Source organism: Verminephrobacter aporrectodeae subsp. tuberculatae (assembly GCF_026127385.1).
GTDB lineage: Bacteria > Pseudomonadota > Gammaproteobacteria > Burkholderiales > Burkholderiaceae_C > Acidovorax > Acidovorax aporrectodeae.
Genome location: NZ_QZCX01000002.1, coordinates 936,710 through 953,644, shown reverse-complemented (window position 1 = coordinate 953,644; position 16,935 = coordinate 936,710). Strand labels below are relative to the sequence as shown.

16 protein-coding genes are annotated in these 16,935 nt (G+C 65.6%); 4 read left to right on the top strand and 12 right to left on the bottom strand.

Translation table 11 applies throughout. The features are described from left to right. Window positions 1–101 precede the first annotated feature (101 nt). The 7 genes from D5041_RS12360 to D5041_RS12330 are packed head-to-tail and all read right to left on the bottom strand — an operon-like array spanning window position 102 to window position 6,601. Window positions 102–989: an aldose 1-epimerase gene (locus D5041_RS12360; protein WP_265284853.1), complete on the bottom strand. Its 888-nt coding sequence runs from the start codon at window positions 987–989 to the stop codon at window positions 102–104. A gap of 2 nt (window positions 990–991) precedes the next feature. Continuing rightward, entirely contained in the window at window positions 992–1,774 is a 783-nt protein-coding gene (locus D5041_RS12355) for an SDR family oxidoreductase (protein WP_265284852.1), read from the bottom strand. A 22-nt stretch (window positions 1,775–1,796) separates the two neighbouring features. After that, window positions 1,797–2,642, bottom strand: a complete 846-nt coding sequence (locus D5041_RS12350; RefSeq protein WP_010101453.1) for an ATP-binding cassette domain-containing protein — start codon at window positions 2,640–2,642, stop codon at window positions 1,797–1,799. Continuing rightward, window positions 2,639–3,607, bottom strand: coding sequence for an ABC transporter permease (locus D5041_RS12345; RefSeq protein ID WP_265257185.1), 969 nt, complete (start codon window positions 3,605–3,607; stop codon window positions 2,639–2,641). The genes D5041_RS12350 and D5041_RS12345 overlap by 4 nt, the downstream gene beginning before the upstream one ends. A 20-nt stretch (window positions 3,608–3,627) precedes the next feature. Continuing rightward, window positions 3,628–4,638 carry a sugar ABC transporter substrate-binding protein gene (locus D5041_RS12340; RefSeq protein WP_265284851.1) on the bottom strand — a complete coding sequence of 337 codons (1,011 nt, stop codon included), beginning with the start codon at window positions 4,636–4,638 and terminating at the stop codon, window positions 3,628–3,630. Window positions 4,639–4,677: 39 nt separating this feature from the next. Continuing rightward, window positions 4,678–5,880 carry a mandelate racemase/muconate lactonizing enzyme family protein gene (locus D5041_RS12335; protein WP_010106516.1) on the bottom strand — a complete coding sequence of 401 codons (1,203 nt, stop codon included), beginning with the start codon at window positions 5,878–5,880 and terminating at the stop codon, window positions 4,678–4,680. Between the two features lie 10 nt (window positions 5,881–5,890). Next, window positions 5,891–6,601, bottom strand: coding sequence for a FadR/GntR family transcriptional regulator (locus D5041_RS12330; protein WP_010106517.1), 711 nt, complete (start codon window positions 6,599–6,601; stop codon window positions 5,891–5,893). Between the two features lie 170 nt (window positions 6,602–6,771). On the opposite strand from D5041_RS12330, the gene D5041_RS12325 reads away from it, so the two are divergent. From D5041_RS12325 to D5041_RS12315, 3 genes are all read left to right on the top strand, one after another. Beyond that, window positions 6,772–7,791, top strand: coding sequence for a serine/threonine protein kinase (locus D5041_RS12325; RefSeq protein ID WP_265257188.1), 1,020 nt, complete (start codon window positions 6,772–6,774; stop codon window positions 7,789–7,791). Window positions 7,792–7,966: 175 nt separating this feature from the next. Further along, on the top strand, window positions 7,967–9,652 hold the full coding sequence (locus D5041_RS12320; RefSeq protein ID WP_265284850.1) for an acyl-CoA dehydrogenase family protein: 1,686 nt from the start codon (window positions 7,967–7,969) through the stop codon (window positions 9,650–9,652). A 93-nt stretch (window positions 9,653–9,745) separates the two neighbouring features. Further along, window positions 9,746–10,720 (top strand): Bug family tripartite tricarboxylate transporter substrate binding protein, encoded by a 975-nt coding sequence (locus tag D5041_RS12315; RefSeq protein ID WP_265284846.1) that lies wholly within the window; start codon window positions 9,746–9,748, stop codon window positions 10,718–10,720. 41 nt (window positions 10,721–10,761) lie between these two features. On the opposite strand, the gene D5041_RS12310 is transcribed toward D5041_RS12315, so the two are convergent. After that, on the bottom strand, window positions 10,762–10,959 hold the full coding sequence (locus tag D5041_RS12310) for a BrnA antitoxin family protein (RefSeq protein WP_321162581.1): 198 nt from the start codon (window positions 10,957–10,959) through the stop codon (window positions 10,762–10,764). Window positions 10,960–11,142: 183 nt separating this feature from the next. On the opposite strand from D5041_RS12310, the gene D5041_RS12305 reads away from it, so the two are divergent. Then, the gene (locus D5041_RS12305) at window positions 11,143–11,400 is read left to right on the top strand and encodes a hypothetical protein (RefSeq protein ID WP_265284849.1); all 258 of its coding nucleotides are present in this window, start codon (window positions 11,143–11,145) and stop codon (window positions 11,398–11,400) included. Window positions 11,401–11,602: 202 nt separating this feature from the next. On the opposite strand, the gene D5041_RS12300 is transcribed toward D5041_RS12305, so the two are convergent. The 4 genes from D5041_RS12300 to D5041_RS12285 form a co-directional block, all read right to left on the bottom strand. After that, window positions 11,603–12,643 carry a ThiF family adenylyltransferase gene (locus D5041_RS12300; protein ID WP_265284848.1) on the bottom strand — a complete coding sequence of 347 codons (1,041 nt, stop codon included), beginning with the start codon at window positions 12,641–12,643 and terminating at the stop codon, window positions 11,603–11,605. Window positions 12,644–12,763: 120 nt separating this feature from the next. After that, entirely contained in the window at window positions 12,764–14,179 is a 1,416-nt protein-coding gene (locus D5041_RS12295; protein WP_265280744.1) for an IS701 family transposase, read from the bottom strand. 47 nt (window positions 14,180–14,226) lie between these two features. Then, complete coding sequence (locus tag D5041_RS12290; RefSeq protein WP_265284847.1) at window positions 14,227–16,089, bottom strand: B12-binding domain-containing radical SAM protein; 1,863 nt, start codon at window positions 16,087–16,089, stop codon at window positions 14,227–14,229. Further along, window positions 16,086–16,928 (bottom strand): GNAT family N-acetyltransferase, encoded by an 843-nt coding sequence (locus D5041_RS12285; RefSeq protein WP_010105543.1) that lies wholly within the window; start codon window positions 16,926–16,928, stop codon window positions 16,086–16,088. Before D5041_RS12285 ends, D5041_RS12290 begins: the two co-directional genes overlap by 4 nt. Between the last annotated feature and the right edge of the window lie 7 nt (window positions 16,929–16,935).

The window sequence follows — 16,935 nt, the reverse complement described above, 5'->3', positions numbered from 1 at the left end:
GCCAAGAATCTTTGCCGGGCCGTCGCAACGGGTGTTGCATCAAGTTGCGGATTACGGCCTGCGGCGAGGGGTTGGGTAGTTACCTATCCGGTACACAAAACTCATTCGGCCATGGCGCTGAATCGGCTTGACAGACGCAGGCAATCCCCTTCATTCAGCACGACGAGCCCCGCCTGCGTCGGGGACGCCGTGTTGTGCGCGTCCACGTCGTGCGACACCGGCTCGAAACAGAAGAAATTCGCATCGGCGCCCGGGGAGTAGAAGATGAAGCGGTTCAAGGGGGCGTCGGCGCGCACCTCGAGCGCGACGCCGCGCCGGGGCCAAACGATCTTGGCCTGGCCATTCCAGCCCGTGTAGAGCGTGTTCACGAACTCCGGGGGCAGCGCGCGCAGCGTCCGGAAGCTCCTGGGATCGTCGTCTGCCAAGGCATTCCAGCGGGTCGGCAGATGCAGGGCGTTCCCGGACCACCACCCCTGCGCTGCCGACTCCAATTGCACATCCGGGTCGCGCAGGAACCAGGGGTGGAAGCCGCCGCCGTAGGGCATCGGGTCCTTGCCGCAATGGGTCATTGCCAGCGTGGCGTGCAATGAGGACCCATCGAGACGCCAATCGATCTGCGCGTCGTAGGCAAGGGGCGGGGTCTGGCGCGAGCGCAGTTGCAGCCTGGCGTGCGTGCTGCTCTGTTCGGTGAGCGTCCAGGCCTGCTGCCATGCGTCGCCGTGCAGCGGGAAGGGCTCGTCTGCCACATTGGTTTGCAGCGGGTAACGCCGGCCATTCCACTCGAAGCCACCGTTGCTGATGCGGTTGCTGAACGGCGCCAACAGGAACAGCGCCAAATCGCGCTCATTGCGCAACTCGCCGACGAGGGGGCGAAATACCGGCAGGCGGTTGCCACGCCAGCGCAAATCAAAACTCGCCAGGCCCGCACCGTGCTGCGGCAACACCACGGCGCAAGCCTGGCTGTTTTCGAGAACTACGGGACTTTGCATGCTCACCACCCTCCGTCCAGGGACAGGATTTGACCGGTCAGAAAACCCGACTGCCCGCTTGCCAGGAACGCGACGAGGTCGGCAACGTCCTGCGGCTGGCCGCGGCGCTTGAGCGACTGATTCTCCAGCACCCAATCGTTGTACTCCTGCAGCTTGTCGCCAAACACCCGCTGCTCGGCGTCGGACACGATGGCCCCGGGGCTCACCGCGTTCACGGTGATGCCAAAGGGCCCAAGGGCTCTGGCAAGGGTCTTGGTTTGCCCGAGCATGGCCCCCTTCGACGCCACGTAGGGGACGTACTTTTCCCAGCGCCCGTTGAGCGTCAGGCTGCAGAAGTTGATGATCCGCCCCCAACGCTTGGCTTTCATTCCCGGAGCCAGCGCCTGCGTCAGGGCAAAACCCGCGGTGCTGTTCACCTGCATCACTTCCTCGTATTCGGCGAGCGAAAACTCCTCGAACGGCTTGTGCGTAATCAGCGCGGCGTTATTGATCAGAATGTCGAAGCCTCCCAGCCCACGCCCGAGTTCCGACACCGCCGTTTGCGCGCCAGCCGTATCCCGCAGATCGAGCGCAACAAAGTGCACGCGCCCCATGCGCTCGCCCGCTTCCTGATTCAGCTCTGCGGCAAACGCCTCGCCGCGCGGCGAGGGCAGGTCCAGAATGTGCACGTCGGCGCCGTCGGCACGCAGTCTGCGCGCCTGCGCCTGCCCCAGGCTGCCCAGTCCGCCGGTGAGCAAAACGCGCCGTGACGCAAGGGGTGGGGCGGGAGATGGAGGCGTGTTCATCGGTGCGTCCTGTATTCGGATGTCAGAGCAGATCCTGGACCTCGTCCATGGTGATTGCGTGCACGGGGCGATCGGCGACCACCTGACCGCGCGACATGACCACGATGCGGTCGCAGGTCTGAAAGACATGGTGCAGGTTGTGGCTGATGAAAATGCCGGTCATGTTTTGCGCTGGCAACCCCTTGACGAAGTCGATGACCTTGTTCGTCTCGCGCACGGAGAGGTGATTCGTCGGCTCGTCGAGAATGAGCACCCGGGTCTTGAAATGCATCGCGCGCGCGATCGCCACGCCCTGCCGCTGACCGCCCGAGAGTTCGCCGACCAGCGCATCCGGTGAGCGCAGGTGCAAATCGACGGCGGCGATCGCGGCAACCGCTTCCCGCTCCATGCGCTGCCGGTCCAGCCAGCCGCAGTTGCCGATGCGCCATTTCAGCGGCTCACGACCGAGAAAGATATTCCGGGCAATGCCCATGCACGGAACCATGGAGTTGTACTGGTGGATGGTTTCTATCCCCAGGCGCATGGCGTCTTTCGGGGACCGGATGTTCACCCGCTGGCCCAGGAATTCGATGGTTCCGGCGTCCGGATGGTGCGCGCCGGAAAGGATCTTGATCAGGGTTGACTTGCCGGCGCCGTTGTCGCCGAGCAGGCCGATGACCTGCCGTGGCTGGATGTCCAGGCTGACGTCGCGCAGTGCGTGCACCCCCGAGTACCACTTGTGCAATCCGCAGCAGCGGATGAGCACGTCTGCGCCGGCCCCTTGCGCCGTCTGCGCCCCGGCCTTCCCTTGGCTGTCGGGCGCAGCGCCTTGCGCGGCCCGCTCGACAGGGGTCGAACCGTCGGCGACCTCGAATGAAACGGAGCTCATGTTTCCACCTTCATCTTTCTGGCCATGTCGCGCAGATGGCTGTTGGCAATGACCGCGCAAATGGTCAGCGCGCCGATGGCGAACTTGAACCAGTTGGCATCCACGCCCGAGACCACCATGCCGTTGTCGATGGCGCGAATGAGCAGCACGCCGATGACTGCGCCGAGCACCGTCCCGATCCCTCCGCCAAGGGCGGTTCCCCCGATCACCGCCGCCGCCACGGCCTGCAGTTCCAGGCCGTCGCCCAGGGAGGGCAACGGGGAGCCCAGCCGCATGACCTGCAGCATGCCGGCAAAGCCGGCCAGCACCGCGCAGAGCACGAAGCAGCTGAGCTTCACCCGGTCGGTGCGAATGCCGATGGCTTGCGCGGCTTCCGGCATGCCACCGGTCGCGCGAATCCAGTTGCCGTAGTTCGACACCCCCAGCACCAGCGCGATGAGCGTGCACAGGCCGAGGAACCAGAACATCGACAAGCGCAGCGGTCCGAGCATGTCGGTGAACAACCAGGTCGGGGCGTCGTCGGGAAAGGGCGGCGGGAAGCCACCGGAAATGACGATCGTCAGGCTGCGCACGATGAACAGCATGCCCAGCGTCGTGATGAACGAAGGGATGCGAAAACGCAGCGTCAGCCAACCATTGACGTACCCGATCGCGGCGCAGCACAGCAGCGCCAAGGGCATGGACGCGGCCATCGGCCAACCGCGCGTGGCCAGGACGCAGGAGAGCATGGAGCCGAAGGCGAACACCGAGCCCACCGAGAGGTCGAATTCACCCGCGATCATCAGGACCGCTGCGCCCACCGCGACCAGGCCGATCTCCGGAACGATGCCCATCACGCCGCCCAGGTTGTCCCGCGACAGAAAGGCCCCGCCACTCGTTCCTTGCAGCAGCAGCGCAAGCAGAACCAGCATCAGGCCAGCCGCCAGTTCCGGCTTGGCCAAATAGACTTTGAGTATGCGTTTCATATGGTTGCGCTCGCCGGTTCTCAGCGGTAGCCCTTTTTGGACAGATCGATCACGCTATCGACCTGCTCCGGCAGCAACAAGCCCTTGCCCGTTTCCACGTCCCACGCGGAGAGCTTGTATTTCTTCATGAGATGGGCCTGTATGACCGGCAGGTACCCCTGCAGAAAGGGCTGCTGATCGACTTCCACCTGGATGTAACCGGCCTTCATGCCATTGAGCACGTCGGGAACGATGTCGAAGCCGCCCAGCAAGATCTTGCCCGGTGGAACGCCGCGGTCCTTGAGCACCTTGGCCACGCCGGCGTGCCAAAGCCCGGTGTCGAAATAAGCGGTGGTGTCCGGATTCGCGTTCAGGTACGAGCCCACGCGCTCCGCGGTCACCGCCAAATCGGTCCCGGAGTCGATGCGCTTCCAGGCCACGCTGCGACCGGAGTTGGCCGCCTTGTAATCGGCCAAGAACCGCATGATTCCGGCGCCGCGCTGTTCCGACCAGTTCTGGCCCGGGGCCGAAATACCGACCAGCACATTGATGGGCCCGGTTTTCGGAAACTTTTCCGCAAGTTTCTGCCCGAGCGCGTACCCCGCGGCGTCAAAACCCTGGCCGATGAAGGACTGCCGGACGCTGCCCTTGGCGCCCTGGCTGTGGTCCACGTTCGCGGCGAGGACCGTGATCCCCTTGCTGCGCGCGTCCCGCAGAACGGGTTCGATGGCCTTGTCGTCGACGATGGTGACGACCAGCGCATCGGGTTTGCCGACCATCGCCGCTTGCAGATTGCTCACCAGTTCGGGCACTGCGCCTTCGGTTTGCGTGAAGATCATGCGGCACTGCGCCTGCACCTGGGTGCAGGCCTCGTCCATGCCCTTTTTCACGGCCTGCCAAAAGGGGTTGCTGGCGCTGGAGTGAATGACGTAGCTGATCTTCAGAGGCTGCTCGCTCTGCGCCGCTGCGGGCGCGGCCATGGTGAGTAATCCAATCGAGCCAATCGCCGCCGCGAACGCGCGTACGGTCTTTCCTGTCGTGATGCGATGCATGCTGTCTCCTTGCGGGTTTCTTTGAAAAAAAAATCGAACTCAATGTCCCTTGCTGCTTCTGGCCATGATCGTCAACCGGTCACGGATGTCGGGGCTGAGCTCCAGGCCCAGGCCAGGCCCTGGGGGAGGCGTGATGTGGCCGTTGTGCACCACCGGAAGCGCCGTGACCAAGTCCCGGTACCAGCCCGTATAAAAAGCCCGCACGGACTCCTGCACCAAGGCATTCGGTGCGTTCAGCGACAGGTGCGTGGAGGCCGTCAGGACCACGGGCCCGGTGCAGTCGTGCGGTGCCACCGGCAGGTGCCAGGCCTCGGCCATGCTGGCGATCTTGCGCGCCTCGGACAATCCGCCGCACCAGGAGATGTCCAGCATCACGACACCGGCCGCGTCGGTTTCCAGCAAATCCCGGAACCCCCACCGGGTGGCGAGCGTCTCGGACGCGCAGACCGGCGCCGCGCTGTGGTCCGCATAGCGCTTCAGGGACGCCAGACTGTCCATGCGGATCGGGTCTTCGTGCCAGAAGGTCCCGTACTCGCGCAGTGCCTGTGCAATCTGTATTGCCGGCGGCAGGTTCCAGAGTGAATGGAATTCGACCATCACGTCCATCTTGTCGCCCACGGCTTTGCGAATTTTCTCGAAGGGTTCGAGCGCGCGTTTCAGGTCGCCCTTGGAGATGTAGTAGCCGTCGCTCGCCTCGGCGTAGGGGTCGAATGGCCAGATCTTCATCGCGCTGATGCCGCTGTCCAGCAGATCCAGCGCGAGCTCGTCGGCGCGGTTCAGAAAACCATTCAAATCGTCGTAGCGCGCACTGGCGCTGTCTGCGAGACCCCAGTTCGCCACGGACTGCTGCCGGGCCGTGCGCACGTAATGCGGGCCCGCGCAGGTGTTGTAGGTCCGGATGCTGTCGCGGCATTTGCCCCCGAGCAACTGGTAGATGGGCTGCCCGGTGACTTTTCCGAAGATGTCCCACAGGGCGATGTCCAGCGCGGAGTTGCCGCGCATCTCTGCGCCCGCGCTGCGAAAACCGAGGTAGCCCGACAGGCGTTTCGCATGCCGGTCGATGTGCAGCGGATCCTCGCCCATGAGCCGGGCCGCGGCCCATTCATGGATGTACGCCTCCGCCGAGCAGGCGCCGTAGAACGTCTCTCCCAGCCCGGTGATGCCCTCGTCCGTGTGGACCAGCACCCACAGCAGGTTCGGGAACTCTTCGGAGCGCAGGGTTTCGATTTCGGTGATTTTCAAACCAATTCCCTCAGGTCACGCCGGCAGCAACCAGAGCCTGGACGCTGCTGTCGAAATGGACCGCCATCGCCGCTTGCGCGGCGGCAGCGTCCTGGCGCTCGATCGCGTCGGCGATGGCATCGTGCATGTCGTGTATCGCGCTGCGCTGCGCATCGCTTTGGCGCACGGCCCAGCTGATGGGCGCAGTCTGCCGGATCACCAGACAAAACCCCTCGATGAGCAGCGCGTACAGCGGGTTTCGCGTGGCGCGCGCGATGGCGACGTGAAACGCGATGTCGTCCTCGGTCGGAGATTCGCGGCCCGTTCCGTGCGCGCGCATGGCCTGCGCGGCTTGCCGGATGCTCGCGAGCTCCGCATCGCTGCGGCGCAGCGCCGCCAGGCTGGCGGTGCGCATCTCCAGCGTGCGGCGCAGGTCCAGCGTCTGCTGGATGTTGACCTGCGTCGTCACCACCGCATGGTCCATGAGCAGGGCCAGCACATGGCTCTTGAGCCGGCCCACCCGGGCGCGCTTGCCTGGCGCCAAGTCGAGAATGCCGAGCGCCTGGAGCGCCTTGAACGCTTCGCGCACCACGCCACGCCCTACCCCGAGCTTCTGCGCGAAATCTCCTTCACTGGGCAGGCCCGCGCCAGGCAGCAGCCGGTCCGCGTGGATGCGCCGGATCACCGCGTCCGCGACATTCGACGTCAGGAGCGGCGCCATGTCATCAAAAATGGCGCTCATCCCGCATCCCTGCGCCCTGCCTGGAGCACCAGATATCGCATTTGATTCCCAAATCTTGCATGACGGGAATTATTTGACCTGTCCGACTTGTTTGCAATTTCTATCGTACAAATCAAGGGAAAGTACCGAGAAGAAACGCCCTCGCCTGCGTGGGTAGCGACAATCGGTGCATGACCTGCGCAGAAAAAACCAACGCCCACCCCTACGAATCGCTCATGCCCGAGACGGTGCTGGACGCGCTCGCCACGCTGGGCCTGCACGGCGACGGCCGGCTGATGGCGCTGAACTCCTACGAGAACCGCGTCTACCTCGCGCACCTGGAGGACGGCCGCGCGCTGGTGCTCAAGTTCTACCGGCCAGACCGCTGGAGCGACGCGCAGATCGCCGAAGAACACAGTTTTTCCAACGAGTTGCTCGTGGACGAGGTGCCGGCCGTCGCGCCGCTCGTGCTGCAGGGCGCCACGCTGCACCGCCACGGCGGCTTCGCTTTCAGCGTCAGCCCCTACCGCGGCGGACGCCGGCCGGAGCTGGACGACTTCGAGGTGCTCGAATGGGTCGGGCGCTTTCTCGCGCGCATCCACCAGGTGGGCGCGGCACGGCCCTTTATCGAGCGGCCCGCGCTCGACCTGCACAGCTATGGCCTGGCCGCACGCGACTGGCTGCTCGGGCAGGCGATGATTCCGCCGGGCATGCGGCGCGACTGGGAAAGGGCCTGCGGCGAAGCCTGCGCGCTGGTCGCCGGCACCGCGCTGGGCAGCGCCCCCGGCAGCGCGCTGAAAAAGCTCCGGCTGCACGGCGACCTGCACCCCGGAAACATTCTGTGGACGCCCACCGACCGCCCCGGCGGCGGCCCGCATTTCGTCGACCTGGACGACGCGCGCACGGGCTTTGCGGTGCAGGACCTGTGGATGCTCCTGTCCGGCGACCGCGCCCAGCGCAGCGCCCAACTCGGCGGTCTGCTCGATGGCTACGAGCAGTTGCGCGCCTTCGACCGGCGCGAGCTGGCGCTCATCGAGCCGCTGCGCACCCTGCGCCAAATCCACTACAGCGCCTGGCTCGCGCGGCGCTGGAGCGACCCGATCTTTCCGATCAACTTTCCCTGGTTCGGCTCGGACGACTACTGGCGCGAGCAGGTCCGGATGCTGCAGGCGCAGTGCGAGGCGATGGCGCTGGAGCCGCTGCGCGCCTGAGCGGCTCGGCGCAGGCACGCTTGGGAGCACACGCGGCAGGCGCCGTCGGAGCGCGCCACCCCGTCCCCGCACGGGCGGATCGCCGAATCGCCGGATCGAACGGACCCAAGGGGAATCGATATGTGGACAAAAAACGCCCGGCCCCGAAGAATGTGCCCGGAAAAGGAGACAAGCGATGCGCTGCGCCGCCGCACACCCGGTGCCCGACCGCCATGGGCAAAACCTCTACAGCACCGACGCCGAACTGCTCGCGCTGCTGCCGCTGTACCTGCGGCCCGAACTGCTGGCGCACATGCAGCCGCATTTCGAGCGCCTGGGCGCACTGGCCGGCGGCCCGCTGGACGAACTGGCGCGCACCGCGGACCGCAACCCGCCCACGCTCTCGCTGCGCACGCGCACCGGGAACGACGAATCCAGGGTGATGAAACACCCGGCCTACGTCGAGATGGAGCGCCTGGCGTTCAGCGAATTCGGCCTGGCCGCGATGTCGCACCGCGAGGAGACGCTGGGCTGGAAGGGCAAGATGCCGCCCCTGGTCAAGTACGTGCTGACCTATCTCTTCGTGCAGGCCGAGTTCGGCCTGTGCTGCCCGGTCTCGATGAGCGACTCGCTGGCGCGCACGCTGCGCAGGTTCGGCAGCCCCGCGCTGGTGGCGCACTTTCTGCCCCGCCTGCAGACGCTGGACTTCGACACCCTGGCCCAGGGCGCGATGTTCATGACCGAACAGGCGGCCGGCTCGGACATTGCGGCGACGCTCACCCGCGCCTGGCAGGACGCGGCCGGCGCATGGCGCCTGAGCGGCGACAAATGGTTCTGCTCCAACCCCGACGCCGAGCTTGCGATGGTGCTCGCGCGCCCGGACGGCGCGCCGCCGGGCATGCAGGGCCTGTCGCTGTTCCTGCTGCCGCGCCGCCTGGACGACGGCGCGCTGAACCACTACCGCATCGTCCGGCTCAAGGACAAGCTGGGCACGCGCTCGATGGCCAGCGGCGAGATCCGGCTCGAGGGCGCGCGCGCCCACCTGGTGGGCGAGCCCGGCCGCGGCTTCCAGCAGATGGCCGACATGGTGAACAACTCGCGCCTGTCGAACGGCGTGCGCGCCGCCGGCCTGATGCGCCGCGCGGTCGCCGAGGCCGAGTACGTCGCACGCGAGCGCCTGGCCTTTGGTCAGCGCCTGGAGCAAATGCCGCTGATGCAGCGCCAGTTGCACAAGCTGCGCCTGCGTGCAGAGCAGGCGCGCACGATGGTGTTCCAGACTGCACTGGCGCTGGCACGCGCCGATGACGGCGACGCAGACGCGTATGCGCTGCTGCGCATCCTCACGCCGCTCATCAAGTTCCGCGCCTGCCGCGATGCGCGCAAGGTCACGGGCGACGCGATGGAGGTGCGCGGCGGCTGCGGCTACATCGAGGAGTGGAGCGATGCGCGCCTGGTGCGCGACGCGCACCTGGGTTCGATCTGGGAAGGCACGAGCAATATCGTGGCGCTCGACGTGCTGCGCGCGATCCGGCGCGACGCCTCGCTGCCCGCGCTGCAAGCGCATTTCGGCGCACTGCTGGCCGAGGCCGCCGGCACCCCCGCCATCGCGCCCGCGTTCGCCACCGCGCTGCGCCAGGCGCTGGCACGCGCCGCCAATCTGGCCGACCGGGTCGCCACGCAAAAGGTCGGTGAGCGGCTCGCGCGCCAGGTGGCTTCGGCGCTCTACCACTGCTGCAGCGCGGTGGCGATGGCCTGGGAGGGCGCGCGCACCGGTTCGCTGCAGCGCGTGCACTGGGCGCAGGCCGTGCTGGTGCACCGCGTGCTGCCGCGCGACCCGCTGGCCGAAGAGGCCATGCCGCCCGAATGGGCCGGCGCAACCTGAGCGCACCGCGCAATCCGGACAGGAACATCCCGCACGGCAGGAACGCAGAAACCGCCAGCGTCCGGCATCCGATTCCCACTGGAGACAACGGCCATGCGACGACTCGCCCCCCTGCTTCTTGCCTGCTGCGCCGTGGCCCCCGCGTTGCCGGCCCATGCCGCCGAGGCCTTGCCCGAGAAACCCGTCACGCTGGTCGTTCCCTTCCCGCCCGGCGGTCCCACCGACGCGATGGCGCGCACGCTCGCCGCCGAGATCAAGGAACAGCTGGGCCAGCCGATGATCGTGGAAAACCGCGCCGGCGCCGGCGGCAACATCGGCGCCGCGTTCGTGGCGCGCGCGCCGGCCGACGGCCAGACCCTGCTGTTCGGCACCTCCGGGCCACTCGCCATCAACGCCACGCTCTACCGCAGGATCGGCTACCACCCGGTCAAGAGCTTCGCGCCGGTCATCCTCGTCGGCCAGCTACCGAACATCCTGGTGGTGCACCCCGCGCTGCCCGTGCGGAACGTGCAGGAGCTCATCGCCCATGCCAAGGCGCATCCCGGAGCGCTGAGCTACGCCTCCTCGGGCAACGGCGCCTCCTCGCACCTCGCGGGCGTGCTCTTCAACACGCTGGCGGGAACCTCCTTGCAACACGTTCCCTACAAGGGCACGGGCCCGGCCCTCAACGACCTGCTCGGCGGCCAGGTCAGCATGGGGTTTACCGACCTGCTCACCGCCCTGCCCCATGTCAAGGCAGGCAGGCTGCGCGCCCTGGGAATCGCCAGCGCGGCGCGCTCGCCGGCGCTGCCCGAACTGCCGAGCATCGCCGAGCAGGGCCTCGAGGGCTACGACGTCAGCGTGTTCTTCGGCATCGTGGCACCGGCGGGAACGCCGGCGCAGCGGCTGCACACGCTCAACCGCGCCTTCGCCGAGGCGCTGGCCGCCCCCAGGCTGCGCCAGCAGTTCGCAGCCCAGGGCCTGGAACTGCCGCCCACCACCACGCCCGAACAGTTCGGCGCGTTCATCCTGGCGCAGATGCGGACGTGGGCCACGCTGGTGCAGCAGTCCGGGGCGCAGTTGGACTGATTCGCTCCGGACCCCTGCCCGGGGACCGCAGGGGGTGAGCGTCACCGAGCAAGCGGATGCTCGGTGATGAACTGGCGCAGGGCGGCATCGATCCGGGTTTGCCACCCCTCGCCCGTTGCACGGAATTGCGTCACCACGTCGTGCGACAAACGGATGGTGATGCGCTCCTTGGTGACTTCCGCCTTCGGGCGGCCCATGCGGACCAATGGTTTTACCGCTTCCCATTCCTCGTCGGTCAACGGCATTGCGTCCGGGTCAGACCATGGCGCTGGACGCCAGCGGGTTCGTGCGGCGCGTGCAGTTCTTCGCCGGCAATGCCAGCGAGCCGAGCACCCAACTGAGTGTGCTGAGGTCGGGTAGCTGTTGCATTGAGTTGCGGATTATGGCCTACGGCGAGGGGGGGGCCTGAGTAGTTACGGCATTTGTTCATCAGCGTGCTGGCGTATCACTTCGTGCACATGCTGCGCTCGCAGCTGAAGACCCAAGGGGTCAGCGATAGCTGGAATACGCTGCGCCAGACACTGTCCACGCAGCGCCGGGTCACCGTCACCATGCAGCGGCGCGATGGCCGCACCGTGCATGTGCGCAAGGCCACGCGTCCACAACCGGGGCATCAAACCCTGGGCACCATCCTCAAGCTCGACCCCAATCCCGGTCGCACCCATCGCGTGCTCGTCTGAACCGGCCGTTTGCGTTGGATCATCACCGGGTAGGCAACTGCAAAATGTAGTGCCATACACGCCGGGGAATCTCTCTAAGTTGTTGATTTTATTGGGGTTGAAGGAGGCAAGTGACAAACTTGGGTTGGCGCAATGCGGCCATTGACAAGATCGCAAAGCGCGGCCGACGCGAATGGAAAAAAATAAGCCCGCGTGCGACGTGCTACAAAGCCGTTCGCGGTTCTTCCAAGTGCGAATCTGGCTCGAAGTGGGCGACGCGGATTGGACCCAGCGAGAAGCGCTGCCGCGTCGTCGAAGGCGACGCGATGTCGGCGAGGTGACGGATCGCTAGATCCGCCGCTAAGGCCGCCGCGATCGTGTTACTTGGACCGTACGACCATTCCGACGGCTGGAGAAAGGCGCGCGGAGAAAAGCCCTCGCACGCACTGGCAAGTTGATCCATCCATGCTTCGACGAACGCCTCGCAACGGCGCTCGCCAGGTTCAGGCACGACGAGCGGACCCGCGAAGCCCCCGCTCAGCGAAGCCGCCGCCGCGAGGTAGGCAGTGTCAGTGTCGTCGCAGTAGCCGGCGCACATGCGCTCGATAACGAGGAAGGGACGGTCAGCGGCCACTATGAGCAGATCGGGCCGGAAGCGCTCGGCCAGGCCGAAGAGTCGCTCGCGGCTGTCTACATGCGTTCGAACAACGTCGACATGTGCGCCGGTGTGGCGTTCCAGCACATACTGCGCCGCTACCTCGACTTTCGGGCGGCCCGCATCCGCCGCCCTGAACATGAACTGTCGGTTCATGTTGCTCGGCTCGATACAGTCGTCGTCGATCAGCAGAAATTTCGATATCCCCGCTCCAACAAGATGTTGCAACACCACGCCGCCGATCCCACCCAGGCCGAGCACGCAGACTCGCGCCTCGGCCAGCCGCACTTGGCAGGAAGCCGGTTGAGCGGAATGAGCGGCCAAGAATCCATGCTGCCGGGCCCAGGGGGCATCTCGATCGGCTTGCGCCTCGTTCACTAGCCAGCCGAACTGCAACAGCTTGCGCAGCAGCGTCGCGCCGTGCCCTGTTCGCATACCGTCGAGTAGGGCCATGCGGTCGAGGCCCGCGCGCAGTCGATCGCAAAATGCCACGAGGCCTGGATCCTCGACGACGAGGTAGGCGCGCTCACCCAAAAGGATGCGCGCGCCGTCCTCGCGCGTTGCATCCTGAACGGCAGGCGACAGGAAATGCATGGTGGGATCTGTCATGTCATGCGGCTCCCTGCAGGTCGATGCCCAGCCGTCCCATTGGGCAGTAGCCAATCTTCGGATACCGCGACAGGTACAACGCATCAGTCCTCGTCACCGGTACGACGTGTTCACCTAGTCTTACTGTGTCACAAACGAATTCTCGCGTTTACGCGCAGGCAGCATGGGCAGCGCGGCAGCGTCCTGAGCAAGGCTGCGGCGATACGCAGCCGCAAAGTTGTGATCGACGATCGGACGTGGCGCTGCGTGCGCGGGGCTGCCGCGAGGCTTGTAATGCGTGGGTAGGGCAGGTTCTTCGCTTCGTGCAGAGTTTTTTTTACCCCCACCTTCCGGCTGGCGCAGCTGCTGCGCCATCAAAAAACCGTAGGCAGCGATGGCCAAGCTGGCGTGGTGGTGAAAGCCCCTCCAATTGCGCCCTTCGTAGTGGCCCAGACCCAGGTCTTGCTTGAGGTCCTGGTAGTCGCGCTCAATGCGCCAGCGCATCTTGGCCTCAAACACCATGCGCTCCAGTGTGATGTTCTCTGCCAGCGTGGACAGCCAGTATTTCATTGGCTCTTCATGGCCTTCGGGCCATTCGATGAGCAGCCACTCTTGCGCTCGCTGCTCTGTGCGCAGGTGCTCGCGGTGGGCCGCATGCACGCGCACTCGCGCAAAACGCGAACGCAATGTGAAGTTCGTCCCCTCACGCCACTCGATGCTTTGCCATTGGGTCGGCTCCAACCCCAACGCCACTTCCTTCACGGACAGCGGTCGCTCGTGCCTGGCATCGCCCAAACGCTGGCGGGTGGCCACCACGCCGCGGCCACTGCGCGGCCGCGGCGCCAGCGGGGCATGCCCCGGCGGCCACACCGTCACCTGCCCCGTCACGCCCACCACGTAAGTCAGGCCCATCGCCGTCAGGCCCTCACGAAATGCGGTGACCACCCCGTAGCCTGCATCGGCCAGCACGGTGTGCTTTGGCGCGCCTTGCTCCACCAAGTGCTCGATCTGCGCCTGCGCGATCTGCCACTTGGTGGCGAACGACACATTTTCGGGCACACCGGCCTTCTCGCGCCGCGCCATGTCATCGGCCCATTGCTGGGGCAGGTACAACTGCCAGGCCGTGGGCAGGCTGCCCGCCAAGCAAGCCAGACTGACGCTGACGGCCACTTGGCAGTTGTCCTGCTTACCCAGCATGCCGCAGTACTGTCGGGCCACTCCCACCGAGTGCTCGCCCTGTTTGGGAAAGCCGGTGTCGTCCACGATCCACCAGCCTCCATCTCCAAAGTCCATCGCTGGCACGACCCATTGCGCAACGCGCCGCAGCATCTCTTCGTCCGACCATGACGACTGGGCCACGAAGTGGTGCAGCGACTGGTGACGCGAGCGAGTGGCCTGCGGCGCCAAGTGTGCGGCCATCGGCTCCACGCTCTTGCGCGCAAGCGGCGCCATCAGGCCGATGCAATACCCGCGCAACCCGGCTTGCCGGTCCGCATGGCCCAGTCCGCCTCCCAAATGCTCAAGGTAGCGTTCAAACTCTTGCAGTTCGTCTTTCAAGGCTCATCTCCTGTGTGAGAAGATTCTCTCATAATTCCTTGAATTTACTAACACAGTAAGACTAAGAGCTCCAAAGCTTCGGCGGGCGAGCGTGCGTGGGCGCCAAGCGCGCCGAGCGATGTCAATGGGGATTCGGCCACAGCGCGCAGCAGACTCGCGGCGCGTGTGGGCAGACTTAGCGAGCGTCTGTTCAACGCGTTGAACACTACGAGTGAGCCGTTATTGGCGAGGTGCAAGTCGAGGAATCGCCACGCGACCCTGACACGATTGCCTCGCGTCACCTCGTCTGCCCCTGCGAGTTCTATCGAGATCGGATGCTGCGCGCCGTTGTGGTGGTGGGCGAACGCACGGAACTGGCGATGAATTTCTTCACGCTCCTGGCGTGTCATCGCGGGATCGACCGCATCGAGATGGTTCGAGGCGAACTGAGCCTGCCCACTACCCGTTTCGGCCGGGGCGATCTGGAGCATGAATTTCCCGGGATGGCGGCCGATCTCCGAGGATTTCGTCGCCTCGAACGGAAAGACGGCGACGCTCGCAAAGCAGTCGCTGAGGGAGCGGAAGATTTCGAGCGACTCCAGCGCCTCGGCCGCGGTAGTCGAAGGCAGGTCCGGAATCAGGTTGACCTGCAGCCGGATGCCGGCCTGTCGCGCGGCCTGCAGGAACTCGACGTTGAGCGCCTGAGTGGCGGCCTTCTTCACGAGGCCGAGCACACGGTCAGTCATAGTCTCCATGCCGATGCACAGGTACTCGCATCCCGACTCCGCGATCTCGCGCAGCAGCGCGTCGTCGAAATGGTGATCGACCATCGCGAAGGAGTTCCACGTGCAGCGCACGCCGCGCCGCCGGATTTCATCTGCCACGCGCCGGGCGAAGCCTGGTGGGATCGCTTCCGTGATAAACGTGAAACGGCTTGCGCCGTGCACCTGGACTTGGTGGACCATCTCGTCGACGAAGCGCTCGGCCTTGCGCGTGCGAAAACTGGGACTGCCTTCGTACAACTCCACAAAATCGCAGTACGAGCAACGCCCCCAGTAGCAGCCCCGTGCCTGCACGAGGCCCAATTCCGGTTTGATAAGCCGAGCGAGCAGCGCCCCCTCGTAGCACGGGAATGGCAGGCTCTCCAGGTCGGGGCCAGGCTGCGGAGGCGTCTCAACCACGGCGGCGTCGATGAGCGCGCTGGTGCTGCCAACCTCGTGCGGCGCCCAGCGCCCCAGGCGGTGCTGGCGAACCAATGCCAGCAACGGGATCTCTCCGTCATAGCGCACTAGCGCATCGACCTGCGGGCAGGCCTTCAGCAGAGCGTGCCGGTCGGGCGCCGACATCAGGCTAATCGCCGGCCCGCCCAGCACGATCCGCACCCCACGGCACGCATCCGCCAGCGCGCGCGCCAAAATAAGAGCCGGCGCGAGTTGGGGGCCCATCGGCACCGAAATTCCGATCAGCTTCCCGTCGATGTCCCGTCCTCCCATACGCCCTTGCTGCTCGCAGAATGCCCAGTACTCATCGTGAAGTGGCCATCGCTCCATCGACGTCGCGAACAGGGCCGGCAACTGCTCGTCGATGCGCAGACACGCCGCCAAGTCGTGCAGCAGGTAGCCGAAGCGCGATTGCGCGAAATCGTGTCTTCCCGCATCGTCGAAGAGAAAGGTGCGCAGCTTCTTCAGCAACCGGGCGGCGATGCGAGCTGGATCCGAATCTTCCAGGTGCGAGAACATGCCATCGCCTGCGGCAATTCGCTGGAGGACGTCTGGCTGAAGCAGGTGTACGGCGAAGTCCTCGTTCCAGTCGAACTGCCGGCATGCATGGCCGTGGGCCTGGAGGTATCCGGCCAGTACCGCGGTAGATGGGTAGTACGCGCCGAAGTTCGTATCGACCAGCGGCGGAAAAATCAATACTGCGTCGGTCATGCCTGCCCCTCGCGCGAGAACGCAACCGAATACTCGTGGCTGAACGGCTCGAAGCCGACCCGACGATAAATCCGCTCCGGCGGGGAGTCCGCCTCGGCGACGATCACCAGTTGGTGGCAACGGTCGCGATGCAAGGCATGTGCCGCAACTGCCCGTACAAGCATCTCAGCCAGGCCCTGGCGTCGATGCGCCGGCGCGGTCGTGACGTCCTGGTAGCGCCCGATGCCGGCCTTGTGTATGAGGCCGCAGTGCGCAACGATCCGCCCTTGGCACAGCAGACCGAACCATGTTGCTCGTCCCGTCCGTACCTGCTCCCACTGACGCCCGTACTGCCATTGTGTGAAGTCGGCCGTCGCAACCGATTCGGGATCTTCCGCGTTGCTCTCGGTGGTGAGCACGATGGCTTCGCGGAAGCGCTGCTTCGTGTCAAGCTCGACGAATTCCACGCCCTGTGGCAACGTAAACGCGAGCGCCGCGCGCAGTTGCATCACAGTGAGCGAGGTGAACAGGCCATCGCCACCCATGGTCGCCATCTTGCCCTCGTCGAGCGGGGCCGGCGAGCAACATTCCCACTGATAGACCTCGCGGGGAACGGCGCAGCGGCTGGCGATGCGACGGTGCCATTCGCGATGCAACGCGGGCCAATCGTCCACCGCGGGCAAAGGGCAGCGCGTAATGACGAAGTTGCCGAACCAGAAGTCCTCGCGCTCGGGGCATCGGAGGAAGGCGAAGTCGTCATACGCCTCGACGACGCAACTGTCGGGTAACGCTAACGCAGTCGTGAACGTTCCAGGCATCGTGTCGAGGTTGATCCAGCCGGGTAAAAGCGAGGTGTCCATGGTCGAT

Excerpts from the sequence above, each read along its gene's own strand:
- D5041_RS12360 (WP_265284853.1), bottom strand. The coding sequence starts at position 989 with ATGCAAAGTCCCGTAGTTCTCGAAAACAGCCAGGCTTGCGCCGTGGTG.
- D5041_RS12290 (WP_265284847.1), bottom strand. The coding sequence starts at position 16,089 with ATGACCGACGCAGTATTGATTTTTCCGCCGCTGGTCGATACGAACTTC.
- D5041_RS12325 (WP_265257188.1), top strand. The coding sequence starts at position 6,772 with ATGACCTGCGCAGAAAAAACCAACGCCCACCCCTACGAATCGCTCATG.
- D5041_RS12300 (WP_265284848.1), bottom strand. The coding sequence starts at position 12,643 with ATGACAGATCCCACCATGCATTTCCTGTCGCCTGCCGTTCAGGATGCA.
- D5041_RS12330 (WP_010106517.1), bottom strand. The coding sequence starts at position 6,601 with ATGAGCGCCATTTTTGATGACATGGCGCCGCTCCTGACGTCGAATGTC.
- D5041_RS12345 (WP_265257185.1), bottom strand. The coding sequence starts at position 3,607 with ATGAAACGCATACTCAAAGTCTATTTGGCCAAGCCGGAACTGGCGGCT.
- D5041_RS12350 (WP_010101453.1), bottom strand. The coding sequence starts at position 2,642 with ATGAGCTCCGTTTCATTCGAGGTCGCCGACGGTTCGACCCCTGTCGAG.
- D5041_RS12355 (WP_265284852.1), bottom strand. The coding sequence starts at position 1,774 with ATGAACACGCCTCCATCTCCCGCCCCACCCCTTGCGTCACGGCGCGTT.
- D5041_RS12320 (WP_265284850.1), top strand. The coding sequence starts at position 7,967 with ATGCGCTGCGCCGCCGCACACCCGGTGCCCGACCGCCATGGGCAAAAC.
- D5041_RS12285 (WP_010105543.1), bottom strand. The coding sequence starts at position 16,928 with ATGGACACCTCGCTTTTACCCGGCTGGATCAACCTCGACACGATGCCT.
- D5041_RS12315 (WP_265284846.1), top strand. The coding sequence starts at position 9,746 with ATGCGACGACTCGCCCCCCTGCTTCTTGCCTGCTGCGCCGTGGCCCCC.
- D5041_RS12340 (WP_265284851.1), bottom strand. The coding sequence starts at position 4,638 with ATGCATCGCATCACGACAGGAAAGACCGTACGCGCGTTCGCGGCGGCG.